This window comes from Nocardia sp. NBC_00508 (genome assembly GCF_036346875.1).
Classification (GTDB): domain Bacteria; phylum Actinomycetota; class Actinomycetes; order Mycobacteriales; family Mycobacteriaceae; genus Nocardia.
The window spans coordinates 7,460,823-7,483,663 of record NZ_CP107852.1 but is presented as its reverse complement, the minus strand read 5'-3'; the positions used below and the strand labels follow the sequence as shown (position 1 = coordinate 7,483,663).

Genomic DNA, 22,841 nt, shown 5'->3' with positions numbered 1-22,841 from the left:
CGGTCGATGCACCGACCGTGCCTGGCGATCACGCGGGTATCCGGTTCAGCGCGGAAGCGGATCCATTTCATGAGCAACGCCGGAACCACCTGCTCGCCTGTCCGTAGTAGCCCGCTCACTCGCGGGATGAGCAGGCCACTTTGGGCAACCGAGGTCAGGTTCACCCGGCGATGGCGCGTCCGAGCTCGCAGGTGAATTCGCCGAGCGCGGCTAGGCTCCCGCGAGTGTGGAGCGCTTGCGTCCGTACCCGAGGTAGACCGCGATGCCGACCAGCACCCATACACCGAACCGCACCCAGGTCAGTCCTTCGAGGGTGGTCGCGAGCAGGACGCAGCCGATCAGCGCGAGGATCGGCACCAGCGGGACGAGCGGGGTGCGGAATGGGCGTTCGCGATCCGGCTCGACGCGGCGCAGCACCAGCACTCCGACGCACACCACCGCGAACGCCGACAGTGCGCCGATGTTCACCAGTTCGACCACGATGTCGATCGGCAGCAGACCGGCGATGACGGCGCCGACCGCGCCGAGCAGCAGCGTCAGCCGCACGGGGGTCGCGCGCTTGCCGGTTGCCGCGAGGCCGTAGGGGAGCAGCCGGTCGCGGCACATCGCGAACATCAGGCGCACCTGTGCGTACACGATCAGCAGCAGGCCCTTGCTGAGCGCGATGATCGAAGCGATCACGATGACGTCGCCGATCCATCCGATGCGCACCGCCTCGAACGCGGTCGCGATCGGCGCGCTGTTGTTCAGCGTCGCGAACGGCGTCATGCCGGTGAGCACCGCGCTGACCAGGGAGTAGAGCAGGGTCGCGATGAGCACCGTGCCGATGATGGCGAACGGCACGTCGCGGCGCGGGTTACGGGCTTCCTCGGCCGAGGCGGCGACGACGTCGAAGCCGAGGAAAGCGAAGAAGGCGATCGCCGCGCCACCGATGACGCCGCCGATCCCGAACGGCGCGTACGGCGTCCAGTTGCCCACGTCCACGTGCGGGGCGCCGACGGCGACCACCAGCACGAGCACACCGATGGTCACGCCCACCAGCACCTTGGTGATGCGCGCGGTGAACGTCACCTCGCCCGACAGCACCGCGACGACGGCGGCGATGATCAGCACGGCGGGCAGGTTCACCACGCCGCCCTCGGTGGGTCCAGCGGTGAGCGCCTGCGGGATGGTGACGCCGAACAGCGAATCGAGCGCCGACACGGTGGTGGCGGACCAGCCGATCGCTACCGCGGCGCCCGCGATGACGAACTCGAGCAGCAGATTCCAGCCGACCAGGAATGCCGGTCCTTCGCCGAGCGTCGCATAGGTGTAGGTGTAGGCACTGCCGGAAACCGGCACCATGGCCGCGAGCTCGCTGTAGCAGAGTGCCACCAGCACACACACCGTCCCGGCCAGCGCGAACGACAGCATGATGGCGGGCCCGGCCTTCTCCGCCGCGGCCACACCCGTGATGACGAAGATCCCCGCGCCGACGATGGTGCCGACGCCCATGGCGGTGAGATCGAGTCGTCCGAGCCTGCGCGCGAGCGTGGGCGCGCCTGCCTCGGTAGTCGTGTCGGGCAGGCGGCGGCGCCATCGCCGGGCTGGTGCGGTTGTCATGACTCCCTTACGAGAACGAGCAGTTGTAGCGGCTCGTGAGCCGAACGCTAGACCATTCTCGCCGCCGGGAGCGGCGCAGAGATAACTGGGGTGTTGCGGCCGATGCGGACATGCATCGGGTGCACAGCGGGTCAGCTGCTGGACGACGTCGCGAAGGGGTGGCTGTGGCGACGCGGGCGCCCCGGTCCGGATGCCGCCACAGTCCTTTGCGCTCCAGGATCGGCACCATGCGCTCGCCGAACCGGTTTGCGACCGGGCCGGTTTTCACTCGGATTCCCGTCCGTGTCACTATTCGCAACTAGACGTAACCATGAATAACACGTACTCTGGGCTGAGCACGCGCCCACGGTGCGGGCTGATCGAACGAAACGAGTACCTCAATGATGCGGCATGTCGACGTATTGATCATCGGCGCCGGGCTGTCCGGAATCGGCATGGCCTGTCATCTCACCAGGGAGAAGACCGGGCGCAGCTACGCGATCCTGGAGCGTAGGAGCGCCATCGGCGGCACCTGGGACCTGTTCCGCTATCCCGGCATTCGCTCCGACTCGGACATGTACACCTTCGGTTACGGCTTCCGCCCTTGGCACGGCACGAAAGTGCTCGCCGACGGGCCGCACATCCAGCAGTACATCGAGGAGACCGCCGCCGAGTACGGCGTCGCCAAGCACATCCGATTCGGCCGCAAGGTGACCACGGCGCGCTGGTCCAGCACGACGTCCACCTGGACGGTCGAGGCGCTCGACGAGCGAACTGGCGAGACCGAGATCTACACGAGCGACTTCCTCGTCGGCTGTACCGGCTACTACGACTACGACAACGGCTACCGCCCGCGGTTCCCGGGCGAGGAGAGTTTCGGCGGGCGGATCGTGCATCCGCAGCACTGGCCCGACGATCTCGACTACACGGGCAAGCGGGTGGTGGTGATCGGCTCGGGCGCCACCGCGATCACGCTGATTCCGGCCATGAGCGATGCGGCGGCGCACGTCACCATGCTGCAGCGCTCGCCGACCTACATCGCCGCGCTGCCCGCCGACGATCCGGTCGCGGTGGGTATGAAACTGGCCAAGGTCCCCACCAGGGTGGTCTACCGGATGGGACGCGCCCGCAATATCGCGTTGCAGCGCGCCAGCTTCCAGCTCTCCCGCACCAATCCGGAGGCGGCCAAGAAGCTGCTGCTCGGCGCCGTGCGAATGCAAGTGGGCTCGGATATCGACATGCGCCACTTCACCCCGAGCTACAACCCGTGGGACCAGCGCCTGTGCGTAGTGCCCAACGGTGATCTGTTCAAGGTGCTGCGCAGTGGCAAGGCGTCGATCGTCACCGACCGCATCGAGACGTTCACCGAGACCGGTATCCGCCTGGTCTCCGGTGCGGAGCTACCCGCAGACCTGGTGATCAGCGCCACCGGCCTGAGCGTGCAGATGCTCGGCGGCATGAGCCTGGAGATCGACGGCGAGGCGGTGGTCACCTGCGACCGGGTGGTCTACAAGGGCGCGATGCTCGACGGTGTGCCGAACGCCATGATGGTGCTCGGCTACACCAACGCGTCCTGGACGCTGAAGGCCGACCTCGCGGCCGAATACTTCTGCCGCCTGCTCAATCACATGAAGGCCAACGGGTTCAGCCGGGTGGAGGCCATCGCCCGCGACGGCGACCGAGGACAGGATTCGGTCATGGGCGGGGCGCTGACCTCCGGCTACATCCAGCGCGGCGACGCGGTGATGCCACGGCAGGGCACCAACGGTCCGTGGCAGGTGATCAACAACTACTTCCGCGACCGCAAGCTGCTGCGCAAGGGCGCGCTCGAGGATGGGGTGCTCACCTTCGCCAGGGCGGAGAACTTGCCGACCACCCGGTGCCGCGAGGTTATGGCATGCCGGTCGGCATACGCGCCGAGCAGGACGGCCCGTGGAGCGGCCGCGCCCGGTGTCGATCCGGGGACGCCGAGTCGTGCGCTATAGACCCAGCAGGGTTTGCGCGACGGTTCCGATGGCGTCGCGGTATTCGGCGCGGCTGCGTTCGCCGGCGGTCCGGCGGGCGAGGACGCCCGCGGTGAGCGCGTAGACGATGGTCTCGGCGACCACGCGGGGTGCTACCACCGGTGCGATTCGTCCTGCCTCGAGCTGGCGTTGCAGGTAACGGGTGAAGCGTCGGATCGGGCGTTCGGTGATCTCCTCGGCCAGGGCCGCGACTTGAGGGTCCACCGCGCCGCGCTCGTTGATCAGGCGCAGCAGCGGTCCCGCCGCGGCGACGGCAGCGACGGACGAGGCGATGGTGGCGCGCAACATCGTCCGCGGGTCGTCGTCTTCGATGCCCGGCTCTTGAGCAGCCAGGAAGTCGTCGCGCACCCGCGCGGCGAGCGCGAGGAATATCTCCTCCTTGGAGGCGAAATAGACATACATCGTCGCGCGCGAGACGCCCGCCTCGGCGGTGATGGCCGCGACGGTGGTGTTGTCGTAGCCGCGTGCGGCGAATACCCGGGCCGCGGCGTCGAGTAGGTCGCGGTGCCGGGAGGTATGCGAACGCTCTCGGGCGGCGCGCACCGACCAGGTGGACTGGGTCACGGGACGATCGTCGTCCATATTGACGTTGACGTCAACGTCAATAACACTGGGCGGCATGCATGTCGTCGTGGTGAACCGGGGAGAGGTGGCGGTCCGGATCTTGCGCACCGCCCGGGAACGTGGCTGGCGCACCCTGGCGGTGCACACCGCCGAGGAACAGGACGCGCTGCACGTCCGCCTGGCCGACGACGCCGTAGCGTTGCCGGGCGTCGGCGCCGCCGCCTATCTGGACGTCGCGGCGGTCGTCGCGGCGGCCAAGCAGGCGGGTCCGGGCGCGCTGGTCCACCCGGGCTACGGATTCCTCAGCGAGAGCGCGGAGTTCGCGAGCGAGTGTGCCGCTGCCGACCTCGTATTCGTGGGCCCGGCGCCCGAGGCGCTTCGCGTTTTCGGGGACAAAACCACCGCCCGTGCCGCGGCCGAGCGCGCAGGTGTCCCGGTTATCCCGGCGACCGGTCGCGGCGCGGGCATCGCGGAGATCGCGGCACTGCTCACCGCCCACCCCGAAGGCGTGATGGTGAAGGCCGCCGCAGGTGGCGGTGGGCGCGGGATGCGCCCGGTGCGGGATGTGGCGGCACTTCCGCAAGCCTTCGAGCAATGCCGGGCCGAAGCGCTGGCCGGATTCGGTGACGACGCGGTCTACGCGGAGGCGCTGGTCGCCGACGCCCGCCACATCGAGGTACAGATCGTCGCGGACGGCCGAGACGCCGTCAGCGTCGGCGACCGCGATTGCAGTGTGCAGCGGCGGCAACAGAAGCTGCTCGAGGTGGCGCCCGCCCCCGAACTCGCCGCGCCACTGCGAGATCGGTTGCACCAGTGGGCTGTTCGGATCGCTGAAGCCGTCGGATGTCGCGGCGTCCTCACTGTCGAATTCCTTGTGAGTGGCGACGACGCGTGGTTCCTCGAGGTCAATCCACGACTACAGGTCGAACACACCGTGACCGAAGCGGTCACCGGGATCGACCTGGTCGCGGTGCAGTGCGATCTCGCGCGTGGCCGCACGTTGGCCGACCTGACGCTGCCCTACGCGGGCACGGCACGCGGCTTCGCCGTGCAGGCCAGGGTCAACGCCGAAACCGTCACGGCGGTCGGTGACGTGCTGCCAGGCACCGGCACGCTGACCCATTTCACGGCACCGACCGGCAGCGGCGTGCGCGTCGACACCGCCGCGTTCGCTGGGATGCGCCAAGGCCCGCTCTTCGACTCCCTCCTGGCGAAGATCATCGCGTCCGGCCCCTCCTACCGCGCCGCGTTGCGCCGCTGCGCTGACGCGTTGGCCGAGACCATTGTGACCGGCGTCGACACCAACATCGCTCTGCTGCGCGCGATATCGGCGGAACTGGTGGAAGGCAGCGTCGTGCCGACTTCCTGGTTCGAGCAGCACGTCGTTGAGTTGGTCGGGCGCGCAGGCGATTTCGCGAGCGCCGCGCCCTCGTCCAGCACCTTGCATCGCGGCCTGGGCAGCACGGATGTCGAGGCAGATTCGATGCTGCCGGCCGACGGCGAGCAGGCGGTGCTGTCACCGATGGGCGGCACGGTGGTGGCCCTGGCCGAGCCCGGCGCCGTCGTCGCCGCCGGTGGCGAGGTCGCGGTGCTGGAGGCCATGAAGATGCAGCATGTCGTACGCGCCGAAGAAGCCTTGTGCGTGCGCCGCCAGGTCGTGGCGCCGGGAGCGGTCGTCGACCGGCATGCACCGCTGCTGACCTTCGTCGCCGCCGAGCACGACGGCGAGGTAGGCGACAGTGTCGCCATAGACCTGGACGCGGTGCGTGCCGACCTCGCCGAGGTCCGCGTCCGCCACCGCGTCGGCCTGGACGAATCCCGGCCGGAGGCGGTCGCGAAACGCCATCGGCTCGGACGACGGACCGTGCGCGAGAACATCGCCGACCTGGTCGACGCGGACAGCTTCGTCGAGTACGGCGCGCTCGCGGTCGCCGCCCAGCGGCTACGTCGCAGCCAGGAGGACCTGATCGCGAACACCCCGGCCGACGGTCTGATCGGGGGCGTCGCCACGGTCAATGGGGATCTGTTCGGCCTCGACCGGTCGCGCGCGGTCGTGCTGTCCTACGACTACACGGTGCTGGCGGGTACTCAGGGGATGCGCAACCACGCCAAGACCGACCGGATGCTGGAACTGGCTCGCGAGCAACGACTTCCGGTGGTCTTCTTCACCGAGGGCGGTGGCGGGAGACCCGGCGACACCGACTACCCCGGCATCTCCGGACTCGACGTCACCACGTTCCGCGCCATGGGCGCGTTGTCGGGCCGGGTTCCGTTGATCGGCATCGTGTCCGGACGGTGTTTCGCGGGCAACGCCGCCTTGCTCGGCATGTGCGACGTCGTAATCGCCACCGCCGACGCGAATATCGGGATGGGTGGTCCTGCGATGATCGAGGGTGGCGGGCTCGGGGTGTACGCCCCGGAAGACATCGGCCCCATCGACGTGCAGCGCCGCAACGGCGTCGTGCACGCGGTCGCGGCAGACGAAGGCGAAGCGGTCGCCATTGCCCGCCGCTACCTGGCCTACTTTCAAGGGACGACCGAGGACTGGACAGCGCCGGACCCGCGCCTGGCGCGCCATGTGGTCCCCGAGAACCGCCTGCGGGCGTTCGACATTCGCGCCGCGATCGAAGCCGTCGCGGATGTCGGGTCGGTGTTGGAGCTGCGCCGCGACTGGGCGGTGGGGATCGTCACCGCGCTGATCCGCGTCGAGGGACGACCGTTCGGCCTCGTCGCCAACAACTGCCACCAGCACGGCGGCGCCATCGACGCGCCCGCCGCCGACAAGCTCAGCATGTTCCTGCGCCTGTGCGACGCGCATCGCCTGCCGATCGTATCCCTCTGCGACACCCCGGGTTTCATGGTCGGCCCGGAGGCCGAGAAGGACGCCACGGTCACGAAGTTCAGCCGCCTGTTCATCGATTCCGCCGCCCTGTCGGTGCCGCTGGGAACGGTCGTCGTCCGCAAGGGCTACGGTCTCGGTGCCCAAGCCATGGCCGCCGGCTCGTTCCGCGCGCCACGGTTCGTCGTCGCCTGGCCCACCGGGGAGATCGGCGGCATGGGCCTGGAGGGCGCGGTCCGTCTCGGCTTCGCCAAGGAACTGGCCGCTATCGACGATCCGGACCAGCGGCAGGAGGCGTTCGACAACCTGGTCCAGCTCGCCTACGCCAACGGCAAGGCCCTCACCGCCGCGACGGTCCTGGAAGTCGACGACGTCATCGATCCGGCCGATACCCGCCGCTGGATCCGCACACTGCGCTGACCGCGGCGCCGCACACCATGAGTACGCCGCAACAGCGCTACCTGCTCTCGTGGACCGCGCGGCTGGACAAGTCTGCCGATTGAGTCCGCGTCGGTGGCGCCGAACTTGTCGTGGCGCACCGGAATACTCGGTGTGGACCGAGCTGCACGACGAACTGGAGGAAACGCATGGCGCGCGAACTCGACGACCTGCCCTACGTGCGGTACCTCACCGCTCCGGAGGGCGATCTCGAGGCGGAAGGCGACTACGACTGTGTCCGAGTGGATGGCGGCGAACTGGATGACCTCGACGTACGACACGCCCGATTCAACGAGTCGGTGTTCACCTCGATCGCCATCAACCGGGGAAGCCTGCGCTACACCCGCTTCAGCGATGTGTGGCTGCGCCATGTCCGCTGGGTGGGCACCGAGCTTGCCGACACGGTCTGGCTGGATGGCGAGGTGGTGGCAGGCGCCATGTCGGGTGTGGATCTGGCGGGTGCGAACCTGCGGCGGGTGCGGTTCGAAGGCTGCAAGTTCGACTCGGTCAACTTCCGTGGCGCCCAGTTGCGCGAGGTGTCCTTCATCGATTGTGTGCTGCGTGACTGCGATTTCGCCGAGGCCGCGCTCACCGACCTCACGGTGCCCGGCTCGACATTGGTCCGGCTGTCGTTGCGCAAGGCGCGGTTGGCGAAGGTGGACTTGCGCGGGGCGCGCACCGTCGACGTGAGCGACGGGCTCGACAGCCTGCGTGGCGCGACGATCACCCCCATGCAGTTGATGGACCTTGCGCCCGCCTTCGCGCGTTCGCTTGGGATCACCGTGCGCGACTGAGGTGTCCCGGACCGGCATCGAACCCCGACGCACCCGAGCGGATGAGCTCGTCACCGGGGCGGCGAGGTCGACGAACGGCGCCGAAAAGGACTGTGCGACAGGGGTTGGCCGACTCGCGTCCGGAACCCCATTTCGGCGATCCGCCGATGCGGGGCACACCCGATTGATACATTGCGCCAGTACCGCGCAGTACCGCTTCATCGAGGATGGGAGCCATGGTCGATCGGGATTCCCTCCGCAGCACCGCGGGCGTGCGTGCTCTCGTGCGTATCGCCGGAGAGCGCGGGATGGCGCCCACCGAGTGCCTGGCCGGAACGGCGGTGGCGCCTGCGGCGCTGCTCGATCCGTCCGCCGAGATCAGGGTGCACGACGAATTACGCGTGGTGCACACGGTGCTGGGCAGGTTCGGCGACGAACCCGGACTCGGTCTGGAGGCGGCGGCTCGTCAGCGCTTCCACTTGCGCGGACCGTGGGGGCTCGCGCTGCTCGGTAGCCGGACACTGCGCGAGCTGATCGAGGTGGCGCAGCGCAGTGCCGGTCATACCGTGCCGCTCGGTCGGCTGAGCTTCGCGGAAGCCGACGGCGAAGCGCGGCTGCTGTTCCAGGACACGGAGATTCCGCCGGGCATGCGGGCGTTCTTCGCCGAAATGACGCTGGCGGGGCTGCCCGCCTTCGATCGGGAGCTGTATACCGTCGGCGTCCCCGTCCGGCGGGTGAGTTTCCGGCACGCGGCGCCGCGGAACATCAAGCGCTATCGCGAGATCTTCGGCGTCGTTCCGGTTTTCGGCGCGGTGGTGAGCGGAGTGGTCTTCGATCGCGGCCTGCTGGATCAGCCGCTGCCACCGCCGAATGACGCCGCGCGGGACAGCTGCGGCCAACTGTGCCGCGATCTGCTCGACCGGCGCCGCACCCGCACCGGCGTCGCCGCGTCGGTCCGAGATCTGCTGGTGCGCAACCCGGGGGAGATTCCCGATCAGGCGACGGTCGCGCTCGGCCTGTACATGAGTTCGCGCACACTGTCGCGCCGCCTGCACGAAGAGGGAACGTCGTTCCGGGCTCTGCTCGACGAAGTGCGGCAGACGATGTCGGAAGTGTTGCTCGCGCACACCGATATGACCACCGAACAGGTCGCCGCCCGGCTCGGCTACGCCGAAGCCGCCTCCTTCATCCGGGCCTTCCGTCGCTGGCAAGGCTGCCCGCCGCAGACCTTCCGCTCGCGCGGCCCTCGGCCCTGTCGCGCGCCCGAGTTGGTCTGAGCGACGCGGGCGCTTTCGCGGCGCGTTGTCCGTCCGCGCGTATGCCGCCGCACCGGTTGCCGCCGCTGCGGCGGCAGACCGTCGGCTACCGCGATCTCGGCTGAGCGCCCGGTCGATCCAGCACTGGGATCTGACGCCGGGAACGCTGCCGTACTATCGCGATCGGAGTTGGCCGGGCGGGGAGACGAAGGAGGACGGTGTGGACGTTCGCACCAGCAAGGAGCCATTGTGGTTACGTTCGGGCCAACGACTCACGGACAGCGCCGGAGAACCGGTCGCGACGCCGTCGCCGGTCGGCCCGGGAGCGGTCCGATGAGTGACGACGGCAGCGACCTACGCTGCGCGGGGTGTGCGGCGGTCGGTCTCGACAGCCGCCGTTGCCCGTCCTGCGACCGCGAACTCGGCTACCGCTACGTCGCGCTGCCCGCCCACGATCCGGCCCCGTGCCCGCAGTGCGGGGGAACTCGCTGTGACACCGACGGACGATGCGCGCACTGCGGCCGGTCCCGGCTGGTCCCGGATCGCTTCGACGCCGACCTCGGCGCTGTCGCGGTGCTGACCGATCGCGGAATCGTCCATACGCGCAACGAGGACGCTGTCGCCGCAGGGGTACTGGACAGTGCGATTACCGGGGCGTCCACGACCGTGGTGATCGCGGTGAGCGACGGAGTCTCGACCTCGGCGCGGCCGCAGGTGGCCTCCGCCGCGGCAGTCCGCGCGGGTGTCGGCGCGACCGCCGCGGCGCTGGCCGGCGGGCAGGCCCCGACCGACGCCATCATGCAGGGACTCGCCGCCGCGGCGCAGGCCGTCCGCGACGTCGACGTTCCCGATGGCCCGGCTCCATCGTGCACCTACGTGTCCGCCATCGTGGTGCACAACGGCGCCGATACCGAGATCACCGTCGCCAACGTCGGTGACAGCCGGGCATATTGGCTGGCGGAGCCGGGCGACCAGGCGGGCAACGAGCCCTCGCGGCGCTTGACCGTCGACGACTCCTGGGCGCAAGCCCTGGTCGACGCCGGTGCGCTGGACGAGCGAGCGGCGATGGCCGACCCGCGGGCGCACACGCTGATCCGCTGGCTGGGTGCGGACAGCCCGCCGGAGCCATGGGCGGACAATTGCGTGCGGACGATGCGTATCACGGGTCCCGGCATGCTGCTGCTGTGCTCGGATGGGTTGTGGAACTATCTGCCTGCCGCGTCCGCCTTGGCCGAACAGGTCGCTGGAGCCGATCCAGCGACGGCGGCCGACACGCTCGGCGAGTTCGCATTGCGTTGCGGCGGCGGCGACAACATCACCGTCGCGCTGGCTCCGGTGCCCTGGTCGGGCCGCCCGGATGACGGCCGGTGAGGTCCGCCGGAAGGTTGCGGGACACCATTTCCCGGTTCCATAGACAGTGATGTTCATGGTTGCGTATGGTCGTCGATTATGACGAAGTTCGGCGGTAAGACCTGTTTGATCACCGGGGCGGCCAGCGGCCTCGGTCGGAGTACGGCACTCGCGGCCGCGGCCAAGGGCGCCGCGCTGGTTCTGACCGACATCGCCGCCGACGGCCTCGCGCAGACCGCCGCCGACGCGCGTGCGGCAGGCGCGACCGTGCACCTGGCCAATGCCGCCGACGTCAGTGATTACGACCAGGTCGTCGCGCTGGCGGCGGAGGCGCACGCCGCGGTGGGCAGTGTCGACATCGTCATGAATGTGGCCGGGATCGCGACCTGGGGGACCGTCGACCAGCTGACGCACGCGCAGTGGCGGCGCACCATCGACATCGACCTGATGGGCCCGATCCACGTGATCGAAGCGTTCGTCCCCCAGATGATCGCGGCCGGACGCGGCGGGCATCTGGTGAACGTGTCATCGGCCGCGGGACTGTTCGGACTGCCATGGCACGCGCCGTACAGCGCGGGCAAGTTCGGTTTGCGCGGGGTGTCGGAGGTGCTGCGTTTCGATCTGGCCCGGCACGGTATCGGGGTCAGCCTGGTGTGTCCGGGTGCGATGGCCACGCCGATGGTCGACAGCGTCGAAATCGCGGGCGTCGACCGTACCGCCGAGGCGGTGCAGCGCGGGGTGTCGCTGTTCATGCGGCACGCGGTCACGCCGGACGCGGCGGCCCGATCGATCGTGCGCGGCGTCGAGCGGAATCGGTACCTGGTCTTCACCTCGCACGACATCCGCATCGGCTTCTGGGCCCAGCGATACTTCCCACCCGCGTACACCCTCGCGATGCGCGGGCTGAACTGGGCGATGACCCGCTATGTCGAGCAGAAGGCCGGCGCGCCCGCCCGCTGAGGGCTGGAGAGACAACCGTCGGCTGAACAGCGCGTCAAAGGTCTATACCGGACCATCGGGTGTTGTCGGGCAAACCGCGGTCGTCGCCGGATGCGTTCGACGAAAACGGCTCGACGGCTCCGCGATGGCGCGCGATCATGATCACCATGGCATCCGCCGTCTATCTGATCACCGGCATCCAGGCCGCGGGCAAGTCCAGCGTCGCGCAGGCACTCGCCGAACGGCTGCCGCGGTCCGCGCACGTGCGCGGCGACACCTTCCGGCGATTCGTCGTGAACGGCCGCGCGGAGATGAGCTCCGATCCGTCACCTGAGGCGCTCGACCAGCTCCGATTGCGCTACAGCCTGGCCGCGGGCGCGGCCGACGCTTACGCCGACGCCGGGTTCACGGTGGTCGTGCAAGACATCGTCCTCGGCGAATTCCTGCCCTGGATGGCGGAGCTGATCATCACGCGTCCGCTGTACGTCGTCGTGCTGGCGCCACGTCCGGAGGTGGTCGCCTCCCGCGAGGCGGGGCGTGGCAAGGACGCCTACGACGAGTTCACCATCATGGGTCTGGACATGGTGCTGCGGGAGAGCACACCCCGGATAGGGCTCTGGTTGGACACCTCGGACCTGACGGTCCAGCAGACCGTCGATACGATCCTTGCCGACGCTCGCCCCTTGGGCGACTGATCGCGGCGTCCTGCGATCGAGTTCTGGCAACGCTCCGGCGTCGGACGCTGCTCGGGCAGGTTTCGACGGACAGTCCGGTATGCGTCGCCCCGCGTGCGGAAGTGCGGGACTACGTGGTCGGGTCCGCTCCGGGGGTACCGCGCGGGATCTGCAGTGGAGTAAGCGATTTGGTGGCCGGACCCTCGAGCAACGTGCCGTCGGCCGTGAACCGTGAGCCGTGCAGCGGGCAGTCCCAGGTGCGTTCGGCGTCGTTCCAGCTCACGATGCCGTACAGGTGCGGGCAGATCGCGGATACCCGCGTGGTGCTGCCGTCCACCGTGCACACCGCGGTCGGGTGCAGACCCTCGCGCAGCACCGTGCCGCATCCTTCGGGCGGGGCGGCGCCATCGTGCCGGGTGACCGCGCGCAGCCAGCCCGCGGAAAGGTGCTGGGCCACCGCGCCATTCATCTTCGTCGCCGCGGGCAGCGCCTTGAGTTCACTCGGGCGCCAGCTGGCCAGCGCGCCCGCCCAGTCCGGCGGGTTGCCGATGCGCCGACCGGCCAGCACGATGGCCGCGGCGACGCCGTTGGTCAGTCCCCACTTGGCGTATCCGGTGGCCAGCTGAATGTCGTTCTGTCCAGGCAACACAGGCCCCACGTAGGGCAGCTCGTCGACCGGCGTGTAATCCTGGGCGGACCACTGGTGCACCGGGTTAGCGGCGGGGAACCAGGTCCGCGCCCAGCTCACCAGATCGTCGGCCTTCTTCCGCGCCGATCCGCCGCGGCCGACGACGTGGCCGTTTCCGCCGACGAGCAATAGTTCGCCGTCCGGTCCCGCAGCCCGGCGCAGGGATCGCGTCGGGCTGCCCGCGCTGATGTACATATCGTGCGGAATCGGGCCGTCCACGCCGAATGCGGCCAAGTAGGACCGCTGCGGAGTGAGCCGGGCGAAGAATCCGCCGCGATCGAGAATCGGTGTCCCCGTGGCCAACACCACCGTGCGCGCGGCGAGTTCGCCGTGTTCGGTCGACACCACCAGATCGCCCCGCTCACCGTGGTGCACGCCGCGCACCAGAGTGGACTCGTAGATCGGCGCGCCATGTGACTCCACGTCGGCCGCCAGCGCCGCCAGCAGCGCCATCGGATCGAGCTGCGCCTGATCGGCGAGGCGCACGGCGCCGTAGGCCGGAAACGGGACATCGAGTTCGTCGAGCAGTTCGGTGGCCAGACCCGCCTTCTGCGTCGCGGCGTATTCGGCGCGCACCGCGGACATTTCGTCCTCGTTCTGCGCGTAGGTCAGCGCGGCGACCCGCTCGACCGGAACGCTGTGCGCGGCGCAGAAACGCAACAACCATTCCTGCCCTGCGCGATTCGCCTCGACGTAGTCGCGCAAGGCGTGATCGGAGTGGTGGGCCGCGATCTGCTGAGCACGGGTTCCCTGCAGCAGGCTGATCTTTCCCGTGGTGGAACCGGTCGTTCCCGCCCCGACGCGCCTGCCTTCGACCACGGCCACCGCGATGCCGTTCTCGACCAGCAGCAGCGCAGTCACCAAACCGGTGAGTCCCGCGCCGATCACCACCGTGTCGAAGCGCGAACCCGGGGTCAATCGCAATCGTGCCGGGATCTGCGCGCCGTGCAACCAGAGGGACGTCATAACCCCGAAATAGCCGGTCTCGACATGCCGAAACGCCCGTGCTCGCTCGTCACACCTGCACCCGGCTGGTGAGCTGCCGATCCGCGGCGGCGACCACTTCGGCGATGCTGATCATGGTCAGCCCCGGCGCGGGAGCATCGGCCAGCGGGTCATCGACACGGCCTGCCCACAGGACGATGTGCGCCTCCCGTTCCGACGGCGGTCCCGCTATCGCGGGCGACTCGGGGCCGAAGATCTGCACCGACGGGGTGCCGAACGCGGTGGCCAGGTGCCCCACGCCCGTGTCACCGCTCAGCACGAGCGCCGCGTCGGCCACCAGCACGGCGAGCTCGCGCAGCGTGAGTTCACCCGCCAGCACACTGGTTTCGGGCAATCCGGCCTGTTCTGCGACGCGGCAGGCCAGCGGACGGTCCGCGGCGCTGCCGACGACGCGCACCGGGCGTCCCCACTCGCGTAGATCGGCCGCCACGGCAGCGAACCGCTCTGCCGGCCAGCGCCGCGCGGGCGCACCACCTGGGTGCACGACGATGGATTCTCGCTCGCCGGTGCTCTCCGGCGGCGGTGCTAGATCCAGGCGAGCCGGATCGGCGGGAATGCCGACCCATTCCAGCAGACGGCACCACCGCGCGGTCTCGGGCAGGTCCGGCTGCCACGCTGGGCCGCACACCTGGGGAAACTCTTTGTGTCGGTGCGCGATGATGTATTCCGGGCCGGTCGCGAGCAGCGCACTGATGCTATCGGCTCCCGTGCCGTGCAGATCGACCGCGAAGGCGGGCGGGGGCGCGTTCCAGCGCAGCACGTCCCCCATCGGGGTCGCGTGCAGTTCGTCGACGCAATCGGCGAGTTCGACGATGGGGCGCAGCCAGCCCGGCGTAGCGAGTACGAGCCGGTGCCGCCGTTTTGCGTCGTGTAACGCGCGCAGGGCGGGAACCGCCGTCAGCAGCTCGCGCAGCCCGTGCGCGCACAGCACGAGCGTGACAGTCACGGATGCCTCCATAGTGGTCGCTGCGGGTGGACCCGCCGCCGGGACGACGTCGTTGGCGACCCGGGGCGGGTGTGCCACAACCTTCGAGCCGCTCGCCGGAAAATCCTGCGCGGATGCCGGGAAAGCCGCGCCTCGAAGTCGCCGGACGATGCCGTCCTCGACGCCGTTGGCGAGGACATGCGCATCAGGGTCCGGCGGTACTCCCGCTCGGTTCGGCGCCTCGGCAACCATGGCGGGAGCGGTATGCGCAGCTCGAGTGAGCTGTTGTGACTTGGGTGATGCCCGGTCCGTGCGGTTCGAAACCTGTGGTTTCCACTCTCGCGAGGGCATCCCATCCCGTTATTTCGGCACGAGAATGCCGGTGAGATCCGCCTTCCGGATCGGGGTATCCGGATTGGCCTGTGCCGCGCACATCAATTCGATCGCCGCGATCGCGGCATCCACAGTGCGTGCGTCCGGCGTTCCATCGCCCTCGCGTTCCTGCTCGAGGAATTTCTCCGTCGTGATGCGCTGCTTGCCGGGGTCCTGGGCGACGAATTCGTTACACGGGGTGTCGCCGCCCTTGTTCACCACCTTCTGCGGCTCGTCCCCGCAACCTGCCGCACACACGGCCAGAACGGCCAGAACGACGCCCAGCCGGCCGGGCCGGGCCGCGGCCCTCATCGCCCGACCCCCGCCAGTGCCGAGGCCAGATCGGGGACGTCGAGGGCCTCCAGCGCCTGCTGGCGCACGTCGGGGCAGTTCTGCGTGGTGGCGGTGTCGATGACTGTGCGGTCGGTGACGATCAAGTCGTTGAGACCTCCGTTGCGGATCGCCCAGTTATGCACGGTTCCGTTGAAGCTCACCTTGGCGATCGTGGTCCCCTGATCACGCCAGGTGTCGAGGTCGGCGCGCGTCATGTCGCACAACTGCTTCGCCGCCTCCGGCGTGATCTGGTCGGGGTTCGGCACGTCCGTCCGGTCCGGACCCGGCATCGTGATCGAGACCGTCTCCGGACCGGGCGTCGCCGGAACGGGGGCACTGTCGTCGTTGCCGGAACATGCCGCCAGCGCCGAACCCGCCGCGCACGCACAGGTGATCAAGGCGAGCCGAACCAAGGCCCGATTGCGTTGGTCTGTCATTGTCTTCTCCCTCGGAATCAGCACGGGGGTCGCGACACGAGCCGCGGTATCCGGCACGCGATTGCCCGTCCGGTCGATCAGTGACCGGCCGCGTCCCTCAGCCGCCTGCCTTCACGCGCTTTGATTCGGCGATGTTCGGCGACTATCACGAGCACGCCTGCGACGACGCACACAGCGCTGACGACACCGGCGACGACCGCCCAGCCCGCGAACCCGTATCCGGCCGCGGTGAGCGTGAGCGCGATGGTCACGATGCCGATCCCGACCAGGATGATGCCCGGCCAGTTCCGGGCGTCCTCGATGGATTCCCCGGCGTGCGTGCGAACGGTGCGGGCGTGGTCGGGGAAAGTCTCGTGCGATCCGTGCTGCTCACCGGCGCCGGATCCCGCGTTCGATTCGTTCGGTGCTGGCAGCATCGGACTGTCCTTTCTCTTGAGCGGCAACGATTTCGGTGCTCAGGTGGCCAGGGTTCGGGAAGCATTCGAATCGGTGGCCCTGGGCCGCCATACCTGTCGGATGCCCGCGTTACGAGAACCGAAACGCGGGTACGACCTGAGCGAGTCGCCCGATCGGCGGGCGCTCGCATCAACCAGGACGTCCCAGGAGGACACCGATGACAACAGCACGGGACATCATGACCCCAGACGTGGAATGCGTCCGGTCCAGTGACACGATCGTCACGGCCGCGCAGCGGATGGCGGAGTTGAATGTCGGCGCCCTGCCCATCTGCGGTGAGGACAACCGGCTGAAGGGCATGCTCACCGACCGCGACATCGTCGTCAAAGTGATCGCCCAGCGCAAGGACCCCCTCGGGGTGGACGCAGGCGAACTCGGCGGCGAAGAACTGGTCACCGTCGACGCGAACGACGACGTACGCAAGGTGATGTCGGTGATGTCGCAGCATCAGGTACGGCGCGTGCCGGTGCTGGAGAATGGCCAACTGGTCGGCATCATCGCTCAGGCAGACGTCGCCACCACCGTCGAGAACACCGAGTCGGGCAGCACGGTGGAAGCCATCTCGACCGACTTCTGATCAGCGTGCTCAGACCGCGGCCGGGTGCAGGTCATAGACCGCGTACGCCGCGCGAATCACCGGCTGGGCGACATTACGCACCCGGATGCCGCCCGGAGTCGTGCCGCGCTCGGCGCCCGCGTGCGCGTGGCCGTGCAACGCCAGATCGGCGCCGTGCGCATCGATCGCCTCGCCGAGCAGGTAGGACCCGAGAAACGGGTAGATCTCCCGCGGCTCGCCGTGCAGCGTGTCGCTGACGGGGGAGTAGTGCGTGAGCGCGACCGTGACGTCGGTGTCCAGCGCGGCCAGCGCACCGCCCAGCGCGTCGGCTACTTCCACGGTGTGCCCGGCGAATTCGCGCATCAGTCGTTCGCCGAAGACACTGGCGCACTTGCCCGCGAACCCACCGCCGAAGCCTTTCGTGCCCGCGACTCCGAGCGTGGTCCCGCCGACGGTCAGCGTCACCGAGGACCCTTCCAGGACAGTGATGCCGTGGTCGCCGAGCAGAGACGCGATGTCGTGCTCGGCGTCGCAGTGGTAATCGTGGTTGCCGAGCACGGCGGCGACCGGCACGCCGAGGTCCGCGAACTCTTCGGCGACGACCTTTGCTTCGTCGACGGTGCCGTGGCGCGTCAGATCGCCGGCGAGCAGGAGGATGTCGGCTCGCTCGGGCAGCTCGCGCAGCGCGGGCCGCCACTGCCCGCGGGAATCCACGCCCATGTGTACGTCCCCGACCGCGGCTATCCGCATGCCGCTCAACTCCTTTCGGATTCGTCCGGCTCGAGCGTCTCGGTTTCCAGAGGCGCCGCGGGTCGGGTGACACGGACGTCGTTGTGGATGCGCGCGTGCGGAAGTTGCTCGCGCACCACGGTTTCCATCTGCCGCTTGCGCTCTTCGCTGCTCACTTCGCCGCCGAGCACCACGACATCGCCGCGGATGGTCACCTGCGCCCCGAGTTCGGCGGTGCGCGGATCCTCGGCCAACGCGCGGCGCAGATGAGCGACGACGTATTGCGGCTGCTCCATCAGTCCACCTTTCCGGTGCGGGTGATGCCGAGATCGTCCAGCAGGCCGAGAAAGGCCCGCGCGTAGGGCGACGCCTTGGTCTCCTCGCGCACCATCTCCCAGTCCACCTGTTCCCGCAGGTCGCGCGCGATATGCAGGATCGGGCTGAGGTCGAGGCGGTGGGCGTCGAAGACGAGCATCTTGTCCACCATCAGGTCGGTGCCGCTGATCACCAGGGCCTTGGCCGGTCCGATCCGCATCACGGTGGCGCGATCGAGCAGTTCGTCGGTCACCTCGCGGTCGTTCGGACGGTAGATCAGGTCGATGAGGATGTCGTCGGCGTAGACCTTGCGCAGCCAGTTCTCCGGCGGTTCGCATACCCGAAGTCCCGCACGCGCCAGGACATGGACCGCGCGCGCGGCGTCGGCGGGTTTCACGAAGATGTCGACGTCGTGTTGCGAGGCAGGCCCGCCGCGAGCGTAGACCGCGCAGCCGCCCGCCACCGCGAACCGGATATCGGTAGCGGCCAGCGCGTTCACCGCGCGGGTGAGCGCGTGCAGCAACTGATCGGTGGTGACGAGCATGCAGCGGTGATACCCGGCAGACCCCAGGTTAATCGAGGTTTTACCGGGTATGCGACCCGATGCGGAGATGGCCCGCGGGACACGTCGCGAGCGGCTTCCGGACTACCGGACGACATGGAAGGAACGACCATGCCCAAGACGACGGCACGCGGCGAAGTCGAACAGTCCGAGTTGCCGAGCACCCTGCGCCGGTCGGACGAGAAGGCTCAGCGAACCTTCGCGGAGGCGCACGACGCCGCACTCGAACAGTACGACGGCAACGAGAAGCGCGCCCATCGCGTCGCCTGCGCCGCGCTGAAGCACAGTTACGAGAAGACCGGCGACCACTGGGAGCCCAAACCACGCCGCGGCCCTTCCGGCGAACGCGCCGAGATCGGTGGCCCGGGGACGCAGGGGGAGACCGCCGAAGGAGTCGACGCCAACGCGCCGAAGGAGCACCTGCTCGCCGTCGCCCGACGGCTGTCGATCCCGGGCCGCTCCCGGATGACCAAGGACGAACTCGTCGAGGCGATCGAGAGACGTAATCGCCAGGAGACCCAGCGTGCCAGAGAATGACGACTACGCCTGGGGGCGCCGCGAGCGTGGTGAGACCGAACTCGAACAATTGGATCGCAATTGGGCCAGTCTGATCCAGGAACTGCGCGTCGTGCAGACCGGCGTGCAGTTCCTGTTCGGGGCACTGCTGATCCTGCCGTTCGAGGCGTCGTTCGGCACGTTGTCGCCAGCCATGCGAACGCTCTACATCGTTACGCTGAGCGCCGCCGTCGGGGCCACGGTCTTCTTGGTCGCGCCGGTGTCCTGGCATCGCATCCTGTTCCGACGACACCGGCTGGGCAATGTCGTCGCCGCGGCGCATCGCTGCGCGATGGCGGGCATCGCGTTGCTGGGACTCGCCTTGGTCGGGGCAGTGGTCCTCGTCGTGGATTACGTGGCGGGGAGGGCAGAAGCGGTGGCCGCTGGAATCATCCTCTCCGCGCTGTTTCTGTTGGCGTGGCTCATCGCGCCTTGGCGCTGGCGCGGCACATCGGCCGATCGCTGAGCCCGCGCCGATCGCCGAGCCCGGTCATGCCCGATCACCTGGCCCAGGACACGACGCCCGCGGCCCGCGCGGGCGCACCACGGTGGTAGGCGGTGAGCGTCTCCACCGCGACGTGATCCCAGGAATGGCGGCTCGCCGCACGCTGATAGCCTGCGGCGCCCCATGTTTCACGCAACGTCGCGTCATGCAGCGGCGGGCGCACCGCGCGCGCGATCGCCTCCGGGTCGGGCGGAGCGACCAACCGCCCGGTCACGCCGTCGACCACCGTGTCGAGCAGGCCGCCCACGGCCGTCGCGACCACCGGCTTGCCACATGCCATCGCCTCCAGCGCCACCATTCCGAACGGCTCGTACCAGGGCGTGCACACCACGATGTCCGCGGAGCGGTACAGGCGCGGCAACATCGGCCGCGCCACGGGTCCGATCAGCCGAAGGCGTTCCCGCACCCCGTGATCCGCCGCGACGCGGCGCAGCCTTCGGCCTTCGATGTTGTCCTGGTCGTCCGGCGCCGGGCCGCCCGCGATCACCAGTTCGGTGTCCGGCAGTTCCCGCAGCGCCTTGATCACCGCGTCGAATCCATTGCGCCGCACCAGTTCTCCCGCGGCGACCAACCGATGCCTGGCGTGCCGATCGGCGCAGCTTCCTTCGGGGGTGAACGCGGTGAGGTCGACGCCGCAGGGCACGATCGAGGTGCGGAAGCGCGGCACCCCCATCCTGGTCAGTTCCACGGTCTCGTCCGAGCAGGTCGTCACCACATGCGCCGCCCGGGTCGCGATCAGCCGCTCGAACCGGATCCGCGAGCGCGGGCTCTGATCCGCCAGACCTTCACAGCGCCGTTGCACCGTGCCGAGTCCGTGAAACGTCAGCACGACCGGGATGCCGTGCGCGCGCGAGGCGAGCTCGGCGGCGAGCCCGGACATCCAGTGGTGTGCGTGCACGATGTCCGGTGGCTCGGCGGTCCAGTGCTTCCGCAGGAACGTCCCGAATTCGCCGAGGTAGGGCAGTGTCCGGTCGCCGGGCAGCGGAGTAGGCGGTCCGGCAGGCACGGCCACGACGCGGTAGCCGCCGTCGGCGACGAGTTCGGCGGGAGTTTCGGCACTGGTACGCCGGGTGTAGACGGTCACATCGTGCCCGCGCCGCGCGTACGCCGCGGACAGTCCGGCCACGTGCGGACCCCGCCCTCCCGGGTCGGTGCGACTCCCCTCGGCGAGTGGGCTGACGTCTTCGGAAACCATGGCGATCTTCACCGGTTGCTCCGTTCTCGTCGCGGGCGCCGCCGGACGCGCGAATCCGCGCGGCTGCCCAACGACCGGCATCGCGTGACGTTCGGGTGATATGTGCCGGGTTGCCCCGAGGCGGGCGGACGAAACCCCACACGGAAGACGCGCCCGCGACCGGGTAGGCGAAGCGCCCGGTCGCGGGTGTTCCGGCGGTGTGAGGTTCTCCCGCCGAACGCTATCGGGAACGGGTCGGCCGTGCCACACTGTAGGGAGGTTGAGATAACAGCCGACCCCGGTTCGACGCAGACGGCGCACCCGGTCGATGGGACGGCATGACAACCTATTCACCGCAGGCGCCGCCCCTCGCCCCAGCCGTCGCGGAGGACTGGAATCCCCTGGATGGGAGGTTCGACTTGTCTGCCATTTCTCTGCTCCGGGAGCATGCCGAGGGCGTGCATCTCAACGGTTCGGGACCGGCACGTCGGCGCGACAACCGATTGTGGGCACAGCGGGTCGATCGCCGCCGCGAATGTGTGGTGGTCCGGGTCGAAGGCGAGTTGGACGCCGCCGTGTCGGCCGAGTTCTTCGCCACGGTCGACCGAGCGTTGCAGTCACCGTGCGAGGCCGTTGTGATCGATCTGCGGGCGGCGAGGTTTATGAGTTTGCGCGCGGCCGTGCGGCTCGGCGCGCTCCGGAGGACCGTGTCCGGGGGTCCTGATCTGCGGATCGTCGCGGGTGGATCGGGAGTCGAGCGCGCACTCGAGGTCACCGGCGTGCGGTCGCTCTTCCCGCGCTATCCCTCGATGCGTACGGCGTTGGACGCGTGAGCGAGCGTCGGCGAGGCACCGTCGTGCGCTGACCACCATCCCCGAACACGCGCCCAGCGACAGTACGCGTCCCGATCTGCTCGCACAGCGTGCGTCGGCAACGGATACTTCTGCTGTGAGTGAGAGTGGGTCGGTTCAGCCCGAGGAAACCCTCGCGCTGAACCGGGTGATAGGGATGGGGACGCCGCAGAGCGTCGGTAGTTTTCGGTTTTGGTTCGGCGACCAGCGATGGGAATGGTCGGACGAGGTGGCCCTGATGCACGGCTATCAGCCGGGGACGGTGACGCCGACGACGGAGTTGCTGTTGACGCACAAGCACCCGGACGACCGCGCCGCCGTGGCCAGTGCCTTGGCGAGGTCGATCGAGGACGCGGAGCCGTTCTCCAGCCGCCATCGGATCATCGATACCACCGGGGTGGTCCACCATGTGATCTTGGTGGCCGATCGCATGGCGGACGAAGAAGGCCAGGTGGTCGGCACTTCCGGGTATTACATCGACGTCACCGACACGCTCGAGGAACACCGGCAGGAAACGCTCGACGACACGCTGCCGGAGTTGTATGCCGCCCGGGCGGTGATCGAACAGGCGAAGGGCGCCCTCATGCTGGTCTACGGCGTCAGCGCCGAGCAGGCATTCCGGGTGCTGAGCTGGCGGTCGCAGGAGACCAACGTGAAGCTGCGCACTCTGGCCGCGCGACTGGTCGCCGACCTGCCCGGGCTGACCGGCGCGACGGTGGGCTTACGCACCCAATTCGATCACCTGTTGCTCACCGCCCACGAACGGATCGGCGTCGACTGACCCGGGTTTCGATCCGCCGGTGGGGGGTACGTCAACGACCGAGGAGCGCGGCGGCCATTCGATTCACGTCCGCGGCGAGTGCGGTGTTTCGGCGGCTCGGAAAACCCGCAGCGGTATCAAGGCCGCCGTGCGGCGGCTGCGAGGACAAGGTGGTGATGG

Annotated in this window: 23 protein-coding genes; 12 read left to right on the top strand and 11 right to left on the bottom strand. The window is 69.0% G+C overall.

Features of this window, described 5'->3' with window-relative positions; genetic code table 11:
- Nucleotides 1-210: 210 nt before the first annotated feature.
- The gene (locus OHA40_RS33580) at nucleotides 211-1,602 is read right to left on the bottom strand and encodes an amino acid permease (RefSeq protein WP_330230816.1); all 1,392 of its coding nucleotides are present in this window, start codon (nucleotides 1,600-1,602) and stop codon (nucleotides 211-213) included.
- Nucleotides 1,603-1,982: 380 nt separating this feature from the next.
- On the opposite strand from OHA40_RS33580, the gene OHA40_RS33575 reads away from it, so the two are divergent.
- A complete protein-coding gene (locus OHA40_RS33575; protein WP_330230815.1) occupies nucleotides 1,983-3,566 on the top strand; it encodes a flavin-containing monooxygenase in 1,584 nt (527 codons plus the stop codon).
- Here OHA40_RS33575 and OHA40_RS33570 read toward each other — a convergent pair.
- Nucleotides 3,561-4,169, bottom strand: a complete 609-nt coding sequence (locus tag OHA40_RS33570; RefSeq protein ID WP_330230814.1) for a TetR/AcrR family transcriptional regulator — start codon at nucleotides 4,167-4,169, stop codon at nucleotides 3,561-3,563. The genes OHA40_RS33575 and OHA40_RS33570 overlap by 6 nt on opposite strands.
- Before the next feature lie 55 nt (nucleotides 4,170-4,224).
- Between OHA40_RS33570 and OHA40_RS33565 the strand changes: the two genes are divergently transcribed.
- The 6 genes from OHA40_RS33565 to OHA40_RS33540 all read left to right on the top strand — a co-directional run bounded on the left by OHA40_RS33565 (nucleotide 4,225) and on the right by OHA40_RS33540 (nucleotide 12,459).
- Nucleotides 4,225-7,428 carry an acetyl-CoA carboxylase family protein gene (locus tag OHA40_RS33565; RefSeq protein WP_330230813.1) on the top strand — a complete coding sequence of 1,068 codons (3,204 nt, stop codon included), beginning with the start codon at nucleotides 4,225-4,227 and terminating at the stop codon, nucleotides 7,426-7,428.
- A gap of 167 nt (nucleotides 7,429-7,595) precedes the next feature.
- Nucleotides 7,596-8,240, top strand: a complete 645-nt coding sequence (locus OHA40_RS33560) for a pentapeptide repeat-containing protein (RefSeq protein WP_330230812.1) — start codon at nucleotides 7,596-7,598, stop codon at nucleotides 8,238-8,240.
- Between the two features lie 215 nt (nucleotides 8,241-8,455).
- Complete coding sequence (locus OHA40_RS33555) at nucleotides 8,456-9,496, top strand: AraC family transcriptional regulator (RefSeq protein WP_330230811.1); 1,041 nt, start codon at nucleotides 8,456-8,458, stop codon at nucleotides 9,494-9,496.
- Between the two features lie 312 nt (nucleotides 9,497-9,808).
- Nucleotides 9,809-10,846, top strand: a complete 1,038-nt coding sequence (locus tag OHA40_RS33550) for a PP2C family serine/threonine-protein phosphatase (protein WP_330230810.1) — start codon at nucleotides 9,809-9,811, stop codon at nucleotides 10,844-10,846.
- Between the two features lie 78 nt (nucleotides 10,847-10,924).
- Complete coding sequence (locus OHA40_RS33545; RefSeq protein ID WP_330230809.1) at nucleotides 10,925-11,785, top strand: SDR family oxidoreductase; 861 nt, start codon at nucleotides 10,925-10,927, stop codon at nucleotides 11,783-11,785.
- A 146-nt stretch (nucleotides 11,786-11,931) separates the two neighbouring features.
- Nucleotides 11,932-12,459 (top strand): AAA family ATPase, encoded by a 528-nt coding sequence (locus OHA40_RS33540; RefSeq protein WP_330230808.1) that lies wholly within the window; start codon nucleotides 11,932-11,934, stop codon nucleotides 12,457-12,459.
- Nucleotides 12,460-12,568: 109 nt separating this feature from the next.
- On the opposite strand, the gene OHA40_RS33535 is transcribed toward OHA40_RS33540, so the two are convergent.
- The 5 genes from OHA40_RS33535 to OHA40_RS33515 all read right to left on the bottom strand — a co-directional run bounded on the left by OHA40_RS33535 (nucleotide 12,569) and on the right by OHA40_RS33515 (nucleotide 16,614).
- Nucleotides 12,569-14,092 (bottom strand): FAD-dependent oxidoreductase, encoded by a 1,524-nt coding sequence (locus tag OHA40_RS33535; protein WP_330230807.1) that lies wholly within the window; start codon nucleotides 14,090-14,092, stop codon nucleotides 12,569-12,571.
- Nucleotides 14,093-14,141: 49 nt separating this feature from the next.
- Nucleotides 14,142-15,077 carry a glycosyltransferase family 9 protein gene (locus OHA40_RS33530; protein WP_330230806.1) on the bottom strand — a complete coding sequence of 312 codons (936 nt, stop codon included), beginning with the start codon at nucleotides 15,075-15,077 and terminating at the stop codon, nucleotides 14,142-14,144.
- A gap of 339 nt (nucleotides 15,078-15,416) precedes the next feature.
- Entirely contained in the window at nucleotides 15,417-15,740 is a 324-nt protein-coding gene (locus OHA40_RS33525) for a hypothetical protein (protein WP_330230805.1), read from the bottom strand.
- Nucleotides 15,737-16,198, bottom strand: a complete 462-nt coding sequence (locus OHA40_RS33520; protein WP_330230804.1) for a hypothetical protein — start codon at nucleotides 16,196-16,198, stop codon at nucleotides 15,737-15,739. Before OHA40_RS33520 ends, OHA40_RS33525 begins: the two co-directional genes overlap by 4 nt.
- 77 nt (nucleotides 16,199-16,275) lie before the next feature.
- Nucleotides 16,276-16,614 carry a hypothetical protein gene (locus tag OHA40_RS33515; protein ID WP_330230803.1) on the bottom strand — a complete coding sequence of 113 codons (339 nt, stop codon included), beginning with the start codon at nucleotides 16,612-16,614 and terminating at the stop codon, nucleotides 16,276-16,278.
- A 197-nt stretch (nucleotides 16,615-16,811) separates the two neighbouring features.
- On the opposite strand from OHA40_RS33515, the gene OHA40_RS33510 reads away from it, so the two are divergent.
- A complete protein-coding gene (locus tag OHA40_RS33510; protein ID WP_330230802.1) occupies nucleotides 16,812-17,231 on the top strand; it encodes a CBS domain-containing protein in 420 nt (139 codons plus the stop codon).
- Nucleotides 17,232-17,240: 9 nt separating this feature from the next.
- Here OHA40_RS33510 and OHA40_RS33505 read toward each other — a convergent pair whose 3' ends face one another.
- The 3 genes from OHA40_RS33505 to OHA40_RS33495 are packed head-to-tail and all read right to left on the bottom strand — an operon-like array spanning nucleotide 17,241 to nucleotide 18,798.
- Nucleotides 17,241-17,960: a metallophosphoesterase family protein gene (locus tag OHA40_RS33505; RefSeq protein ID WP_330230801.1), complete on the bottom strand. Its 720-nt coding sequence runs from the start codon at nucleotides 17,958-17,960 to the stop codon at nucleotides 17,241-17,243.
- A gap of 5 nt (nucleotides 17,961-17,965) precedes the next feature.
- Nucleotides 17,966-18,235, bottom strand: a complete 270-nt coding sequence (locus tag OHA40_RS33500) for a BON domain-containing protein (RefSeq protein ID WP_330230800.1) — start codon at nucleotides 18,233-18,235, stop codon at nucleotides 17,966-17,968.
- Entirely contained in the window at nucleotides 18,235-18,798 is a 564-nt protein-coding gene (locus tag OHA40_RS33495; protein WP_330230799.1) for a nucleotidyltransferase, read from the bottom strand. Before OHA40_RS33495 ends, OHA40_RS33500 begins: the two co-directional genes overlap by 1 nt.
- 129 nt (nucleotides 18,799-18,927) lie before the next feature.
- On the opposite strand from OHA40_RS33495, the gene OHA40_RS33490 reads away from it, so the two are divergent.
- Together OHA40_RS33490 and OHA40_RS33485 are read left to right on the top strand one after the other, a co-directional pair.
- Nucleotides 18,928-19,353 (top strand): ChaB family protein, encoded by a 426-nt coding sequence (locus tag OHA40_RS33490; RefSeq protein WP_330230798.1) that lies wholly within the window; start codon nucleotides 18,928-18,930, stop codon nucleotides 19,351-19,353.
- Nucleotides 19,340-19,837 (top strand): DUF6328 family protein, encoded by a 498-nt coding sequence (locus tag OHA40_RS33485; protein ID WP_330230797.1) that lies wholly within the window; start codon nucleotides 19,340-19,342, stop codon nucleotides 19,835-19,837. The genes OHA40_RS33490 and OHA40_RS33485 overlap by 14 nt, the downstream gene beginning before the upstream one ends.
- 34 nt (nucleotides 19,838-19,871) lie before the next feature.
- On the opposite strand, the gene OHA40_RS33480 is transcribed toward OHA40_RS33485, so the two are convergent.
- The gene (locus OHA40_RS33480) at nucleotides 19,872-21,083 is read right to left on the bottom strand and encodes a glycosyltransferase (RefSeq protein ID WP_330230796.1); all 1,212 of its coding nucleotides are present in this window, start codon (nucleotides 21,081-21,083) and stop codon (nucleotides 19,872-19,874) included.
- A gap of 386 nt (nucleotides 21,084-21,469) precedes the next feature.
- Here OHA40_RS33480 and OHA40_RS33475 point away from each other — a divergent pair, with 386 nt between their 5' ends.
- Complete coding sequence (locus OHA40_RS33475) at nucleotides 21,470-21,883, top strand: STAS domain-containing protein (protein WP_330230795.1); 414 nt, start codon at nucleotides 21,470-21,472, stop codon at nucleotides 21,881-21,883.
- Between the two features lie 115 nt (nucleotides 21,884-21,998).
- Nucleotides 21,999-22,682 carry a PAS and ANTAR domain-containing protein gene (locus OHA40_RS33470; protein ID WP_442943871.1) on the top strand — a complete coding sequence of 228 codons (684 nt, stop codon included), beginning with the start codon at nucleotides 21,999-22,001 and terminating at the stop codon, nucleotides 22,680-22,682.
- The last annotated feature ends 159 nt before the right edge of the window (nucleotides 22,683-22,841 follow it).